Annotated in this window: 17 protein-coding genes and 1 pseudogene; 15 read left to right on the forward strand and 3 right to left on the reverse strand. The window is 45.3% G+C overall.

The genetic code is table 11. The features are described 5' to 3' along the window. Position 1: 1 nt before the first annotated feature. The 15 genes and pseudogenes from KY305_RS13825 (at position 2) to KY305_RS13900 (ending at position 13,107) form a co-directional block, all read left to right on the forward strand. Positions 2–3,817 carry a transglycosylase SLT domain-containing protein gene (locus KY305_RS13825; protein WP_223063027.1) on the forward strand — a complete coding sequence of 1,272 codons (3,816 nt, stop codon included), beginning with the start codon at positions 2–4 and terminating at the stop codon, positions 3,815–3,817. Then, on the forward strand, positions 3,810–4,469 hold the full coding sequence (locus KY305_RS13830) for a LysM peptidoglycan-binding domain-containing protein (RefSeq protein ID WP_223063028.1): 660 nt from the start codon (positions 3,810–3,812) through the stop codon (positions 4,467–4,469). Before KY305_RS13825 ends, KY305_RS13830 begins: the two co-directional genes overlap by 8 nt. A 14-nt stretch (positions 4,470–4,483) precedes the next feature. Continuing rightward, positions 4,484–5,461 (forward strand): XkdQ/YqbQ family protein, encoded by a 978-nt coding sequence (locus KY305_RS13835; RefSeq protein ID WP_223063114.1) that lies wholly within the window; start codon positions 4,484–4,486, stop codon positions 5,459–5,461. Continuing rightward, entirely contained in the window at positions 5,461–5,727 is a 267-nt protein-coding gene (locus tag KY305_RS13840) for a DUF2577 family protein (protein WP_223063029.1), read from the forward strand. The genes KY305_RS13835 and KY305_RS13840 overlap by 1 nt, the downstream gene beginning before the upstream one ends. Before the next feature lie 478 nt (positions 5,728–6,205). Further along, positions 6,206–6,631 carry a DUF2634 domain-containing protein gene (locus KY305_RS13850; protein WP_223063030.1) on the forward strand — a complete coding sequence of 142 codons (426 nt, stop codon included), beginning with the start codon at positions 6,206–6,208 and terminating at the stop codon, positions 6,629–6,631. Then, a complete protein-coding gene (locus tag KY305_RS13855; RefSeq protein WP_223063031.1) occupies positions 6,624–7,670 on the forward strand; it encodes a baseplate J/gp47 family protein in 1,047 nt (348 codons plus the stop codon). The genes KY305_RS13850 and KY305_RS13855 overlap by 8 nt, the downstream gene beginning before the upstream one ends. Continuing rightward, entirely contained in the window at positions 7,654–8,232 is a 579-nt protein-coding gene (locus tag KY305_RS13860; protein WP_214799893.1) for a YmfQ family protein, read from the forward strand. The genes KY305_RS13855 and KY305_RS13860 overlap by 17 nt, the downstream gene beginning before the upstream one ends. Continuing rightward, positions 8,229–8,501: a hypothetical protein gene (locus tag KY305_RS13865; protein WP_223063032.1), complete on the forward strand. Its 273-nt coding sequence runs from the start codon at positions 8,229–8,231 to the stop codon at positions 8,499–8,501. The genes KY305_RS13860 and KY305_RS13865 overlap by 4 nt, the downstream gene beginning before the upstream one ends. A 2-nt stretch (positions 8,502–8,503) precedes the next feature. After that, positions 8,504–8,767 (forward strand): annotated as a pseudogene (locus KY305_RS20365) (hypothetical protein); the annotation flags it as partial. 1,367 nt (positions 8,768–10,134) lie between these two features. After that, positions 10,135–10,596, forward strand: coding sequence for a hypothetical protein (locus KY305_RS13875; RefSeq protein WP_396021527.1), 462 nt, complete (start codon positions 10,135–10,137; stop codon positions 10,594–10,596). Further along, on the forward strand, positions 10,583–10,777 hold the full coding sequence (locus tag KY305_RS13880; protein WP_223063035.1) for an XkdX family protein: 195 nt from the start codon (positions 10,583–10,585) through the stop codon (positions 10,775–10,777). Before KY305_RS13875 ends, KY305_RS13880 begins: the two co-directional genes overlap by 14 nt. Positions 10,778–10,847: 70 nt before the next feature. Further along, on the forward strand, positions 10,848–11,618 hold the full coding sequence (locus tag KY305_RS13885) for a phage portal protein (protein ID WP_223063036.1): 771 nt from the start codon (positions 10,848–10,850) through the stop codon (positions 11,616–11,618). Between the two features lie 53 nt (positions 11,619–11,671). Continuing rightward, the gene (locus KY305_RS13890; RefSeq protein WP_223063037.1) at positions 11,672–11,935 is read left to right on the forward strand and encodes a hemolysin XhlA family protein; all 264 of its coding nucleotides are present in this window, start codon (positions 11,672–11,674) and stop codon (positions 11,933–11,935) included. 14 nt (positions 11,936–11,949) lie between these two features. Then, a complete protein-coding gene (locus KY305_RS13895) occupies positions 11,950–12,213 on the forward strand; it encodes a phage holin (RefSeq protein ID WP_214799878.1) in 264 nt (87 codons plus the stop codon). Positions 12,214–12,225: 12 nt separating this feature from the next. Then, complete coding sequence (locus KY305_RS13900) at positions 12,226–13,107, forward strand: N-acetylmuramoyl-L-alanine amidase (RefSeq protein WP_223063038.1); 882 nt, start codon at positions 12,226–12,228, stop codon at positions 13,105–13,107. A 30-nt stretch (positions 13,108–13,137) separates the two neighbouring features. Here KY305_RS13900 and KY305_RS20070 read toward each other — a convergent pair whose 3' ends face one another. From KY305_RS20070 to KY305_RS13910, 3 genes are all read right to left on the reverse strand, one after another. Beyond that, positions 13,138–13,260, reverse strand: coding sequence for a hypothetical protein (locus KY305_RS20070; RefSeq protein ID WP_316252452.1), 123 nt, complete (start codon positions 13,258–13,260; stop codon positions 13,138–13,140). Positions 13,261–13,359: 99 nt separating this feature from the next. Continuing rightward, positions 13,360–13,530, reverse strand: a complete 171-nt coding sequence (locus KY305_RS13905) for a type II toxin-antitoxin system SpoIISB family antitoxin (protein ID WP_223063039.1) — start codon at positions 13,528–13,530, stop codon at positions 13,360–13,362. Then, positions 13,530–14,276, reverse strand: a complete 747-nt coding sequence (locus KY305_RS13910; RefSeq protein WP_223063040.1) for a type II toxin-antitoxin system SpoIISA family toxin — start codon at positions 14,274–14,276, stop codon at positions 13,530–13,532. The genes KY305_RS13905 and KY305_RS13910 overlap by 1 nt, the downstream gene beginning before the upstream one ends. Positions 14,277–14,298: the final 22 nt, after the last annotated feature.

Here is a 14,298-nt window from a genome sequence, read left to right on the forward strand (position 1 = left end):
TATGGCAAAACTAACTGCACGCTTTGACTTAGAAGACAAAGTATCCAAAAAGCTAAAACGGATACATAAAGGTTTTAAAGAGGTTGAAAAGAAAGCGAAAACGATCAATCGGCAGATTAAAATCAGCATCAGGGCTGAAGATCAAGCTTTTTACAGGCTAAGAAAAATCAATGATTATATTATTCTGAAATTCGCAAAATCTCTTCAGATTAAAGTGGCTATTGATGATCAGGCTACTGTCAAACTGGAAGCATTAGAAAAAAAGATGAAGCTTCTCCCCAAAAAAATGAATATTTCTATATCCTTGAGCGAGCATGTCACACCTGCTTATAAAAAAATGAAAAAAATGCTAACAAATCATGTTTTTTCATTTCTTCTTGTTGCAGACGATCAAATTACATTGACTGTCAAAAAAATAATAGGTTTTATCAAGCGGAATTTGGAAAGAGGCTACACCGTAAAGTTAAAAGTTATTGACGAAATCACAAAAACGGTCAACCGATTAACTTTACTTCTAAGGAAATTCGCTAAAACCTATTATATCAAACTGGAAGCAAAGGATAAGGTTTCTGAAAAGGTCAACAAGCAAAAAAGCCCTATTGAATACAAGAAAGATGAGTCGAAAAAAGGCACTGACAAAAAATCTGACAAAGACTCTGAAAAAGAATCGGATCAAAAGCCCGGCTGGGTGGGTAAAATAAAAGGCTGGCTAAAAGATTGGTGGACCAAATCGGCATGGCCTTGGATCAAGGATACACTCAATGAAATAGGCAAAGCGTTTATGGATCGATTTAAGGAAAGGCTGATGGAAAAACTAAAGGATGACGTTTTTGATAAAATCATTGATAAAATCCTAGGCCCTCAAAAAAAGAAAGATTCAGAAGGGAAAGAGGAGACAGAAAACAAAGTCAAAAACCGCAACACAGGCGGATGCTGCTGCTGTAGGTCTGGAGAACGCAATGGTCCGGGAAGAAAGAGGAATAAAAACCCCCGTAAAAAACGAAAAGGTCCGGCAACGAAGAAGTCTCCTGCGAGAACAATCAAAGTACCATCTGAAGTTGTGAAGAACCGGCAGGAAAAATCATCCGGAAAAAAAACAGTTGGTTCCAAAATGAAAAAATGGCTGGGAGACTTAACATCTGCCGGTGAAGAATCTTCAAAATTAGGAAAAGCATTAAAAGGCTTTGGAAAATTAGGAAAAGCAATTCCTTATATCGGGAATGCATTATCTTTGTTAGATCTTCAAGGAACAAATAAAGATAATGTCGGAGAAAAAGTAGGTACAGTCGGAGGGCGCATTGCCGGCATGGAAGCAGGGGGTATTGCCGGTGCCGAAGCCGGTGCAGCTATCGGAAGTTTCGCTGGTCCTGCAGGCACTGTTATAGGCGGGGCAGCAGGGGGGTTAGCAGGAGGAGCATTAGGTGCCTTCGGCGGTGAAGAAGCAGGGAAATCAATCGGTAAATTGTTTGATGTTTCTAAGTTGAAAGAAGATATATCAAAAACGCTGTTTAACGGCAACTGGTGGAACGAAAAGTGGGAAGGTGTAAAAACATCTGCCGGCAATACGTTAGGCGGTCTTGATGAGGCTTGGGGCAATATTAAGAATACTGCATCTACCTCTTTTTTTAATAATTCAGAATGGTGGGCTGAGAAAGCCGGTTATGCATATGGAGCAATGGAAGCTACACTTTTTAACGGTGATTGGTGGAAAGGAAAATGGGAAGGTGTAAAAGGCTGGACATCTCAAAAGTGGGAGGAGGCTTCCTCCATTTGGAATGACGTTAAGTCGAATGTAAAGGAAACAGTCTTTAATCAAGAGTGGTGGAACGGCAAGTGGAAAGACGTACAGGGCTGGGCCAAAGATAAATGGGAACACAGCCAGGAAGTTTGGGGAACATTCAAATCAAAGATTAAAGATACTCTTTTTAATCAAGAGTGGTGGTCTGAAAAATGGAATTCCGTTAAACGATGGGGCGAGAGTATACTAGGCGATACATGGGATGCCGTAAAAAGTGCCGGCGGAAAGGTAGCTGGCACCGCCAAAAGTATAGGCGGTAAAGTAGTAGATGCATCTATGAATATTGGAAATGGCGTTAAAAACTGGTTTTCCGGAGTGTCTGCAAGTTTTCAAAAAGGAAGAAATAAAGCTCATCAAGACTTTAATTATGAGCCAGATAAAAACGCCACAGGCGGATACATCACAAAACCGACCATCTCATGGATCGGCGAAGCCGGCAAGGAGTTTGTTATTCCTGTCGACAACAACCGCGGCCGCGGCAAAATGCTTCTGTCTCAAGCTGCCTCAAAGCTCGGCATGCGAGTTGTCGATAATATAGGCGCGGCAGCATCCCCGGCCGGTACGCCGGCTTTAGGAGGCGTTTCATCGTCTTCCGTGTCCGCATCCGTTTCACCGTCTGTTGATGCATCCGGTCTTAATGGCCAAGCTTCAACACTCGGCAAACAATTTACGGAAGGATTTGACAGCGGCATCAGCAGCAATGCAGTGGATATGGAAGCCTGGAAACAGAAGAATATCAGCACGCCGTTTAATAATTTAATTTCCGCATCGCCTAACTACGGAAAGCAAGTCGTCACAAGCTATGCAAAAGGGCAAAATGCGACGCAGACGGGAACCGATGCGTTTTTACAATCGAAAGTTAAAACGCCTTATCAATCCGCGGTCAATCAATCATCCTCTTGGGGGATCGGAACGGTCAAAGGGTTCTCGGCCGGGCAAAATGCAAAGGATACGGGAACGGCGCAATATGTGAGCACACATGTAGATAAACCGTTCCTGCAATCGAAGGACGCCTCAAACGGGTGGGGGTCAGGCTTGGTCGGCAACTTTGTATCAGGTATGATCTCCAAAGGAAGTGAAGTGAAACAGGCGGCCAAAGATATGGCCAAAAAGGTTGAGGAGGCTTTTCGGGAGGAGCTTGATATCCATTCTCCTTCCCGCGTCATGATGAGTCTCGGCCGCTTTGCTTCAGTCGGTGTCGTCAAGGGGCTCGGCTCAGTTGATGTGAAAAAATTCGCTGAAAAACAAGCAGGCTCGCTTGCTGCCGCTTTTTCAGGCATGGGCGCTGCCGGAGGAAACGTCAAGGAGTGGCTTTTGGCCGCAATGAGCGCTACAAATACGCCATTAAGCTGGCTTCCGGGATTAATGACCATCGCTCAAAATGAATCCGGGGGCAATCCGAACGCCATTAACTTATGGGACAGCAACGCAAAAGCGGGGCATCCGTCACAAGGACTCATGCAGACAATCCCGAGCACGTTTGACGATCATAAAGCACCGGGCATGAATGATATCCGAAACCCGATTCACAACGCGGCAGCCGCCATCGGCTATATTAAAAGCCGCTACGGCTCGATCAACAACGTGCCGGGCATTAAAAGCATGAATCACGGCGGACCGTACATCGGCTACGCGAACGGCGGTTTGATTACGAAGGAACAAATCGCCCGAGTCGGCGAAGGCAATAAACGGGAGTGGATTATCCCTGAAGAACGGGGCATCCGCGGCCGTTATCTTCTTCAACAAGCGGCTCAAGCGCTGGGAATGGAAGTATCTGATCCGTCTCAGGCTGACCCGGCGTCGCTTTCTGCCGGCACAGTTTCTGCCGCAGTCACAGGAAGCCGGGAAACCGTACAAAAAGCAGGAACAAATGAAATTAAAATTGAATTCAGCGGCGAACAGCATTTCCATAATGGACAAGATGCCGACAGCCTGGCAGCCAAAATCAAACAGGCGCTGATCGATGAATTACAAAAAGACATCTATACCGGAGCGAAGGGAGCCGTTGCTTTTGACTAAATCCGTTTATGAATTTTGGATATCACAGGGAAAGGATAAGCTCCGGCTTCCCGTTCTTCCTGAAGCAATTGATATCGCAAACAGTGTGCAGAATGATTCAGTGAAGGTTACCGGACTGGGAGATGTGACATTTATTGAAGAACCGGGAGCGAAAGAAATTTCGTTCTCTTCTTTTTTTCCGAAAAGATACAGTCCGATTGCTGAATATAAAAACATCCCTTCACCTGAAAATGCAATCGCCAAAATTGAAAAATGGATGAAGGCGAAAAAGCCCGTTCAGTTTTTGATTACGGGCACAAAAATCAATGTTGCATGCAGCATTGAAAGCCTCAATTACAGTGAAGGCGACAATGAAATCGGTGACAGGAATTATGACATCGTGCTGAAAGAATATAAAACTGCATCGCCAAGAAAAATCAAACAAAAGAAAAAAACGAAAGCGAAGCGCCCGTCCAAAGCTTCTCCCAAAACGTACACGGTAAAAAAAGGAGACACGCTGTGGGACATTGCCGGGAAGTTTTACGGAAACCACACTGAGTGGCGGAAAATTTGGAACGCGAATAAAGCCGCTATGATTAAGCGAAGCAAACGGAACATCAGGCAGCCGGGGCATTGGATTTTCCCGGGGCAGAAGCTGAAGATACCGCAATGAAACGGGTGAATGAAATGATAGAACTATTTGTCATTAAAGAAACGGAGTGGCTTGAGCTGGTGACAGAAAGCGTATCACTTGAAGGCCGCAGATACCAGGCGCCGCGTTCGATTGAAGCAACGATTGTGGTCAAGCAGGGCAGCCAGACGTATTACAGCGTGTCAGAGGGTGATACGGTTTTATTTAAATGGAACGGTAAGGAGCTGTTCCGCGGCATTGTCTTTGCGAGAACCCCGGACGAGCATACCGTCACCTTTACCGCTTATGATATGCTCCAGTATCTTGTGAAAAACCAAGATGTCTATGTGTTTTCCAATCAGCGCGCCGATCAAATCATTAAGAGAATCGCCAGCGATTTTCAAATTCCCGTCACATCGATTGCCAATACGGGCCACACAATCAAGTCTCTCGTTTTTAAAAATGATATGAGTCTCTACGATATCATTCTAAAGGCGTTAAAGCAGACAAAAAGCCAGACGGGACGCAATTATCAGCTTTATTCAGAAAAGGGCAGGCTGGGATTGCGAGAGTGGCCGGAGCCGTCGGAGGTTTGGGTGCTGGAAACAGGCGTCAATATCACGGGGTATCAATACAGCACCTCAATCGACGATACCGCAACCCGTGTCGTCATGCGTCTTCAAAAAGACAACAAAACGGTGAAAGCAACCGCCAAAGACGACTCCGGCATAAGAACATTCGGCGTCTTGCAGTATACAGAAACGGTTTCTGACGACATTAACGAAGCCCAGCTGAAGCAGCGGGCAAAGGTCAAGCAGGCAGAGAAAAAGGGCGTGAAAAAAGAGCTGAAAAACATTCAGGCCATCGGCATTCCGGGTCTGGAAAGCGGCCTGCCGGTGTATATTTCAATCCCGGAAATCGGGTTGAAAAAAACGTATTACGTTGATACGGACCGCCATGAATTCCAAGGAACGAAACACACGATGACCATTGATGTCACAGAGAAAAACGTCATGCCGGAGGGGACTTCCTGATGAAACTGAGTGATGCCATTAAACATTTAGCAGTCGGCGCGGTTGATGCCGGGGCGCCAGTAGAATTAATTCCGGCCGAAGTCACAGCCGTTTCGCCGCTCGAATTGAAATTGAAGGATCACGATAAGCTCATCATTCCGGCAGATACCGTCATTGTACCGAAACGGATGAGAGCCGGAGGAGACGATCAGCTCCAGCCCGGAGAACGGGTAATGACCGCGGCCTTAACCGGCGGTCAATCGTTTTTTATACTGGACAAAATTTAGCCGCATTCCTTCATAATTGAAAAAAAGGGGATGTGCATACAAGTCGAGAGACCGGATCATTTGGTGCTCACTGTCGCCAGTATCGAGCGGACCGTGCAATTTTACAGCCGGATGCTGGCATGAAGGCCATTACTTTCGGGGCAGGCAGAACCGCGCTTCATTTTGGTGATCAGAAAATAAATCTAATAAAGAGTTTGAACCCAAAGCACAGACTCCGACACCCGGTGCAGCCGATCTCTGTTTCATTACGGAAACTGCTATTCCGGACGTTATCCGCCATGTGACGGAGTGCGGATTGACTAAAAAGGAAGGCCCGGTGAAACGCACGGGAGCGATAGGGGACATTTTATCCGTCTATATCAGAGATCCGGACGGAAAATTAATCGGAATTTCAGCCTATTGAAAGGCGCAGGAAAAGACCGCTACATCTGATGAAGGGGGCTTTTTTTATTGAACAAATGATAAAGGAGCGGGTGCAATGGCCCTGACACCGGAAATCGTATTTGATGATTTGGAGGATGCAAGTGAAGCCATTGAAACTTCACAAACCTACCGAATTGATTTTGAAAAGAACCGGATTACAAATGAACTGATAAGCGGGCTTGAAGCAATCAGGCAATTTGTCTATATCGCCCTTCATACAGAACGTTATTCGTATTCCGTTTTCAGCCATGATATCGGGAATGAGCTGCAGGAGGTTCTTTCTGATAATGAAACGACCGATGCTTATAAAAAAATGGAGATTCCAAGGCTCATTGAAGAAGCTTTACTGTATGATGACCGCATTTCCGCTGTGACAGATTTTGAGATTGAGAAACAAGATGATGCATTCCATGTCTCTTTCACAGTGGAAACCGATGACGGAATGCTTGAGATTGAGGAGGTGATGGGCAGGGATGTTTGAAGCACAGACATTTGAAGACATTATGGACAGAATGCTGTCACGCATAACGGCTGACATTGATACGAGGGAGGGCAGCGTAATCTACAATGCGCTCGCACCTGCGGCGGCTGAACTTGCAAAATCTTATATTTGGCTTGATACCGTTCTGGAGCTTGTCTTTTCCGATACCGCGCAGGGAGAATTTCTGGACAGGCGGGCCGCGGAAGCCGGAATTGAAAGAACCGCTGCAACAAAAGCAGTAAGAGCCGGAGAATTTACATCAGGCGTCACCATTCCCGCCGGGTCCCGTTTTTTTGTCGATAACCTGTATTTTCAATATACGGCTGACGGAACGCTCCAATGTGAAACGGCCGGTGAAGCGGGAAATGCCAACATTTCGGGGCGAAACTTGCTGCCGCTAGATACGATACCGGGGCTTGAGAAGGCGGTTATTCGTGATATTTTAATCCCGGGCCGTGAGGAAGAAGACGACGACAGCTTGCGGGAGCGCTACTTTACCCGTGTCCGCCGCGAGGCAGTCAGTGCAAATAAGCAGCACTATAAGCAATGGGCTGAAGAAGTGGACGGTGTCGGAAAAGCGAAAATCTTTCCGCTTTGGAACGGAGAAGGAACGGTAAAGGTCGTCATCACGAATGCGAACCTCGAGCCGGCATCAGCCATTTTGATTCAGAAAGTAAAGGATTATATTGACCCGGAAGAAGGACAGGGAGAAGGACAGGCCCCGATCGGAGCATCTGTAACGGTAGAAAGCGCTGTATGGAAGGATATTGAGATCTCCGCCACAGTTCTTCCTGAGCTAAACAGCTCAATTGATGAAGTGAAAGCCGAAATCGAAACGGGTGTCCTGAATTTATTTAAGAAAATGGCATTCGAAGAAAATACCATTCGCTTATCACAAATTAACAATATCGTATATAACTCGGCGTCCGTCAGTGACTACGCCGATATCAAGATCAACGGAGCAGCGGAAAACCTCGTGCTGAGCGACGTTGAAATTCCGGCACTCAGGCAGGTGACTATACTTGAGCAGACTCGATGATATGACGGCCTGCCTCCCGCTGTTTTTAACCCGGTTAAAAGAAATGGCGGAAATTCTGCAAGCGGAAGCCCCGGAATTTGATCAGCAGAATAACGGCATTTTTGATCTGACCGACCAGCTGTTTATCACGACGGCGACGTGGGGGCTTGACCGCTGGGAAAAAATATTAAAAATACCGAGGGAATCAGGCGACACGGCTGAAATGAGACGATTGCGGCTCATTTCAAAGATGTCGAATATTCCGCCGATGACATATCAAGCCATTGAACAGGCGTTAAACCGCTTTTTGAAACATCCTTCTGCTCACGTCCGCCTGCTTCCGGGAGAATACCGTTTTAATGTCGATATCGTGCTTGACGATCTGCAGCACATAAGCGAGCTGATCGAGACGCTGGAAAACATTAAGCCCTCCCATTTGGCTTATACACTCAGGGCCGGATTAAACGAAACGCTGGAACTGAAAGACCGTGTCATTCTCAACCATCGCAGATACCGGACGGCCAGTGAGCTGAAAGTCGGATATTCCGTCACACTCAACAATAACGAGGTGGTCTTACCATGATATCAACCGCATACAGACAGCGCGCAGCAGCAGACCTGAAAAGCAGAATCACAAAAGTGCTGGTAAACGGCAAAGAAACACCTATCGCAGAAATAACCATAAATGACGCCGCCGTCACCGTCCTGACACGCCGGGAAGAAGACATCAAGCACATTGAAACCGTGCAGATGATCGATGAAACAGGCAGCGTCATCACAGAAAGAAAAACAAATGTAGACGTAAGCAACAACAGAACGCTCGACTTGAGATTTACGTTTGAGGTGGTGTAACGATGGCATATGAAGAAAAAACAGACTGGCTCCCGGACGACCCCATTAACGAAGATGACGTCAATCGCTGGGAAAAAGGTATAAAAGACGCCCATACAGATCTGGCAGCCCATAAAAACGACATGAACAACCCGCATAAAACGACAAAGGCGCAAGTCGGACTCGGAAATGTGGACAATGTACAGCAGGCAGCAAAAAAAGATGTGGATCAGCATCTTCAAGACCAAGATCGGCATGTGACTAAGGAGGAGCGCCAGAAGTGGAATAACGGCCAATTAACGAAGATAACTGATGATTCGGGGAAATACCTCATCAGTATTCAAGATGGACTTGACTTTCACCAAGTTTCCGGTGATTTGAATCAATCTTTCTTTTTCTATACAAATCCCAATGGCGTGAATACGCCGTCACTGCCGGCGAGGGGAGTATATATTGGGGAAGCTTCTCAAGGTGAAGCACTTGCAATGGATGAGCAGGGAAATACGTGGAGAAAAACACTGCATGTTTCCGGCTGGACGGATTGGATTCAAATTGAGACTGCAGAAGGGGCTAAGAAGAAAGCTGACATTGCTTTTAATGACTCGAAAAATTATACAAACAGCAATGCTTTCGTCACAAGAGGTGTTAATTCAATTTCTGATGCAAATGATTTAACCCTTCCGCCCGGCACCTATCGTCTTGATACAAATTACATGAACGCAAATCCGGCATTGCAAAAACAATTTCCTCAAAATGATAATAAAACCGGCCTGCTCGTGGTTTATCCGTCAGCAAATAAATGGGCAACCCGTCAGGATTGGTTCAGTTTATCAAATAAAACTTTATATACAAGAACGGCAATGAACGGAACTGATTTCAGTGATTGGTCAGCTGCGGAGACGGCCGCCGGCGCAGAGGCAAAAGCTGATAGAGCACTTGTTTCCGCAAAATCCTATACTGATGCTCATGAAATGAAAGCAGATATACATGTTTCATCTGCTGACAAAGCAAAATGGAATGAGGCACAATTATGGAAAATAACAGGGGATAATGGCGGCGAACTTATTACCATAGGCGATACAGATGATTTTTTTAGCAAAATTGTTCAATCCGGAAGAAGGTTCGGCACGTTTTATTCTACCGGAACCGCAGCTAATTCTGCATCCTCTGTTTCTACAAGAGGTTATTATCATTTCACTAGTCTTGACAGTGACGGAACCGGTACTTATGGGTATGTGGTTGCGATTGATTATTACAATAATATGTTCACCAATTATCTGGATAAAAATAAAGGCTGGCAGGGATGGCGAACTGTTCAGACAGATGCTCCTTTGGCATGGAATGATATTACTTTAAAAAATGGAGCGACCCATGGAAGCAGAAATGCACAATACGCGCGTTACGGTCCTCTCTTATTATTAAGGGGTCTTGTTAATACGGATAGAGAACAAACATTTGGCGTTATCCCTAAAGTTCATGCACCGAAACAAAGAACTTCTACAATGGTTGGTACTCAAAGTACAACTGGTATCAGTAAACTTTATTTTGAAACTGACGGAACCTTAAATTTGACAGGCTTAATTGTAAATAAAGAAGCAAACATATCAGGATATTTTCTTGATAATATTACATTTGCTGTATCGGAGGCATGAAGATGATTCCAATATTTCTGTTCGATGAAGAAGGCTTATATCTTGACGAGGTGGAGGAATTATATCCAGACTCAGTAACCGGCGAGTATAAAATACCGGAATATGCCACTGATATACCGCCTTTAAAAGAAGGGGCAGGTATGTGGAGACCAAAATTCGACAAGTTGAATAGAGTTTGGATTGAGACAGCTGATCAAGAGTACAAAGACAGCCTTGCAAAAGATCAGTCAGACTCTAACCCTCTCGCTGATCAGCTTAATAATCTCGGTCAACAGCTGGCAAATGAAAAATTAGCAAGAAAAGCAGCCGAACAAGCCCAGCAATCACTTGGCATGCAGTTAGCTGCAGAGGTGTTGGCGAAACAAGAGGCTAAGCATGTGAATCAGTCTCTTGGCGAGCAATTAGCAGCTTTAAAATTAGATGTTATGAACTTAAAAGGAGAAATGAAAAATGAAAAATCTTAACTTTTGGGTTTACGCTTTGTTTTATAAATGGGCCTCAGTACAAATGGTAAAACAGGCCGCGGGCTATAGTGATTGCTCTGTTGAGGAGCTGGCTGAAGGTGTGGCTGCGCAGTATGTCACACCTGAGGAATTCAAAGAAATAACGGGTGAAGCATACGAAAGTGCAAAAACAAAGATGTAACCTTATAAGCCAAGCGGCTTTTTTTATTTGGTCTTACATGGTTAACAAACAAAGAAAAGGAGGCTGCGCAATGAAAAAGTACTCATTTGAATTTCCTGCTGATCAAATTGGCCGGCCTGGCGCGGTAAAGGCTTATCGAGGCGGAAAAAACGATTATGTGACACCGGTTGCGAATATTTCCGGGATGGCAGAGCTTCTGACCAATACACCGCTTAAAGCTATTGAAGTCTATAGCCAGTTCGGACAAGACCGCTTGGGGGCCGTATTAATTGTAAAAGTACAGGGATGGGCTTACTCAGATAGCGACGGAACTCTTTTTATCGAAGAGAGTGAGGATAACAATTTCTGGACGGCAACAAAATCTATAGCAGTAAAGGCGGGAGTGCTGACCGCTGCCGATTGGTTATGTCTATCTAAAAGATATTACCGTTTCCGCTATGAAAATGGCAGCCAAAAACAGTCCGAATTTGTTTTATACCAGTCTGTCGGAGCGGGTGACCGCGAGACTGAAGGGCAAGCTTCATTTGAAGATGTTATTTTTCATGAAGATGCGGTTGAAACGGGAGAAGGAAATATTTTCTCAGCAGGAACACGAAAAAAACTCCTCGTCGAAATCACCGGCACAGCCGAATCAAGCGATGTCGCGTTCTGGGGCAGAGCTTTCTCCGGTGAAAACCTGCCGATCAGAGGGGTTAAATCAGATGACGGGACTTCTTCTTGCGGTACGTCTGGAACACATGAAGCATGGTCATTTGATATTGCCGGCTTTAAAGAAATTGTCATGGAAATCACGAAAATCTCAGGCGGGAGTCTTTCTGTGAAAGGGACGGCTGTGTCCTAAGGAAAACAGGCTTCCGAAGGGGGGTGAGAACAATGTAAAAGGGGGTTTTATTATTGCTGCTTGATGAACATACGCTGCAGAAAGAATTCGCGGGAATCAAAGGCGAACATAAGGTGTTAGAACAGCGTGTCGCATCATTAGAGCGGGTGTCAGACCGCCAGGACCAGCAAATCATGACACTGAATGAGAAGCTGAACAAAATTGAGGAAAATACGACATGGATTAAGCGGACCATTACAGGAGCCATCGTGACAGCAATATGCACGGGCATTATCGGCGGCGCCATCGCCATCATGTACAATCTGCTGCAAAAATGAGGAGGGACACAGATATGAAATACGCGGACAAAGGCACGGTCATCAGGACGGTGCTTCTTTTGCTTGCTTTATTGAACCAAACCTTGCTGATGTTCGGCAAGTCGCCGCTAGACATTCAGGAGGACCAGGTCAATCAGCTTGCGGACACGCTATATGCCGCCGGATCCGCTATTTTTACGATCGGGACGACAGTGGCTGCCTGGTTTAAAAACAATTATGTAACGTCAAAAGGGAAAAAACAGCAGGCTTTATTAAAAATAAACAATTTAACCAAGTAAGGAGAGATAAAAATGGTAAACATTATTCAAGATTTTATTCCGGTCGGTGCCGATAACCGCCCCGGCTATGCGATGACGCCTATCTATATTACAGTTCACAATACGGCCAATACATCTGTCGGCGCTAATGCGAAAATGCACGCGCGTTATGTGAAAAATCCCGATACGCCCACAAGCTGGCATTTCACAGTCGATGATACAGAAATTTATCAGCATCTTCCGTTAAATGAAAACGGCTGGCATGCGGGGGACGGGAACGGAGACGGCAACCGTAAATCAATCGGCATTGAAATCTGTGAAAATGCAGACGGCGATTTTCCAAAAGCTGTCGCAAACGCCCAATGGCTCATTCGCACATTGATGGCATCGCACAGTATACCGCTTGCAAATGTCGTGGAGCATAAGCATTGGTCAGGCAAGCTTTGCCCGAGAAGGCTTTTGGATACATGGGACGAATTTAAAGCGGGGATCGGTTCTGATAGCAGACAGACTTATACTGTACAAAAAGGGGACACGCTGTCAGCAATCGCGCGAAAATTCGGCGTCAGCGTAGCGGACTTGCAGAAATGGAACAACATTGCTGACCCGAATCTGATTCAAATCGGACAAGTGCTGTATGTCAGCGCGCCCATACAGGCAACATATCCTCTTTCGGACGAGGTGATTCAGCTGACAACGCCGTATACATCCGGCGAAAAGGTATACCAGGTTCAAAACGCGCTTGCCGCGCTTTATTTTTACCCTGAAAAAGGAGCTGTCAATAATGGCATTGACGGCGTCTACGGTCCGAAAACAGCGAACGCCGTAGCCCGCTTTCAATCTGTGAACGGCTTAACGTCTGACGGCATCTACGGCCCGGCTGTAAAAGCGAAGATCATGATGCAGCTCTCATAAAAAAAGCCGAGTCCCGGATGATTCCGGGATTCAGCTTTTCTTCTTTAATCGATTCAGCAGTCCGAGATTCTTCGCCTTCATCTTCAACGAATAAGCGGAAAGCCCGAACCGTCCGTAATCCACAAACTTCACACGCCGAACAATTTTTTTCACATGATCACCTGTCGCATCTGATGTAGTTGGTTTTATTATATGTAAAATAAGGAGAAAAGGAATAAGGACAAGAGCCGCATCTCCTGTCCTTTAGTGTAATCAAGCTTTTTTTCGTTTATACTTATCAATCAGCCGCTCGTTTTCTTTGAAAATTCTTGCGGTATGAGGGCTGACTTGATAACTCCCGATACTTGTCATTGAGCGTTTTTTGAGAATTTTAAACGGTTTTACCGCCTGTTCCGGCTGTCTGTTATGAAAAGCCTGCTCCATTATCCGTCACCTTCCTCTTCTATTGGCAGCATTAAATCATAAATGCTCGTTAATGATGTGAAAAGCAAATAATCGAATTCCGTCAACAGGTTTTCTGATGTCAGTTTGATCACATAATGGCGTGTCTGAACTGTAAACGGAATAAGCACAAGCCTTCCTTTTTGATCATAGTAGACGTCTTTTCGGTTAAGGCGGGACTGAACATCCGCCGCATCAGGCATATGCTCTGTTAAGCGGTCCTTATCCGTCTGTGCGGAATAATCGCACAGCGAAGCCGTGATGTTCATTTTTTCAGCATAGGTGGTTAACAGCCTGCTGATCCCTTCTGCATAAGCTTCTATACTTCCATAATAAACATGAATCGGTTCATTTTTCAACAGATATTGATAGGTTTTCAGTTTTTCAAGATAGGCGTGCAGCATTTGGTTATTTTCTTCTAAAATTTCTCGCGTATCCGTCTCTAATTCATTGCCGGCGAGCTTTTTAATATAAGCGCTCAAAAAGATGAACGCATCTATAAGGGCAAAGCTGACGGCAGCAATTAAATACTCATTCCACTGGGTAAAAAGGGACTCAGGGTCATATGTCCAGTAGACCATGGCGCCTACTACAAATAGTAAATACCACGTTTTACGTATGGCAAACATTTTTTCTTTTACTTTTGCCTCAAACCGCCAGGATGCATAAACGTATAAAACAAGCGCGGCTGCCATGCACCACACCATAATTTGAAAAAATAAAAGCATGAGCACCCCTCACATTCGAAAA

Source organism: Bacillus sp. YC2 (assembly GCF_019891195.1).
Taxonomy (GTDB): domain Bacteria; phylum Bacillota; class Bacilli; order Bacillales; family Bacillaceae; genus Bacillus.

Bases quoted from the DNA above. Each gene is read 5' to 3' on its own strand.
- KY305_RS13825 (WP_223063027.1), top strand. From the start codon at position 2: ATGGCAAAACTAACTGCACGCTTTGACTTAGAAGACAAAGTATCCAAA.
- KY305_RS13835 (WP_223063114.1), top strand. From the start codon at position 4,484: ATGATAGAACTATTTGTCATTAAAGAAACGGAGTGGCTTGAGCTGGTG.
- KY305_RS13840 (WP_223063029.1), top strand. From the start codon at position 5,461: ATGAAACTGAGTGATGCCATTAAACATTTAGCAGTCGGCGCGGTTGAT.
- KY305_RS13850 (WP_223063030.1), top strand. From the start codon at position 6,206: ATGGCCCTGACACCGGAAATCGTATTTGATGATTTGGAGGATGCAAGT.
- KY305_RS13855 (WP_223063031.1), top strand. From the start codon at position 6,624: ATGTTTGAAGCACAGACATTTGAAGACATTATGGACAGAATGCTGTCA.
- KY305_RS13865 (WP_223063032.1), top strand. From the start codon at position 8,229: ATGATATCAACCGCATACAGACAGCGCGCAGCAGCAGACCTGAAAAGC.
- KY305_RS13875 (WP_396021527.1), top strand. From the start codon at position 10,135: ATGATTCCAATATTTCTGTTCGATGAAGAAGGCTTATATCTTGACGAG.
- KY305_RS13880 (WP_223063035.1), top strand. From the start codon at position 10,583: ATGAAAAATCTTAACTTTTGGGTTTACGCTTTGTTTTATAAATGGGCC.
- KY305_RS13885 (WP_223063036.1), top strand. From the start codon at position 10,848: ATGAAAAAGTACTCATTTGAATTTCCTGCTGATCAAATTGGCCGGCCT.
- KY305_RS13895 (WP_214799878.1), top strand. From the start codon at position 11,950: ATGAAATACGCGGACAAAGGCACGGTCATCAGGACGGTGCTTCTTTTG.
- KY305_RS13900 (WP_223063038.1), top strand. From the start codon at position 12,226: ATGGTAAACATTATTCAAGATTTTATTCCGGTCGGTGCCGATAACCGC.
- KY305_RS13905 (WP_223063039.1), bottom strand. From the start codon at position 13,530: ATGGAGCAGGCTTTTCATAACAGACAGCCGGAACAGGCGGTAAAACCG.
- KY305_RS13910 (WP_223063040.1), bottom strand. From the start codon at position 14,276: ATGCTTTTATTTTTTCAAATTATGGTGTGGTGCATGGCAGCCGCGCTT.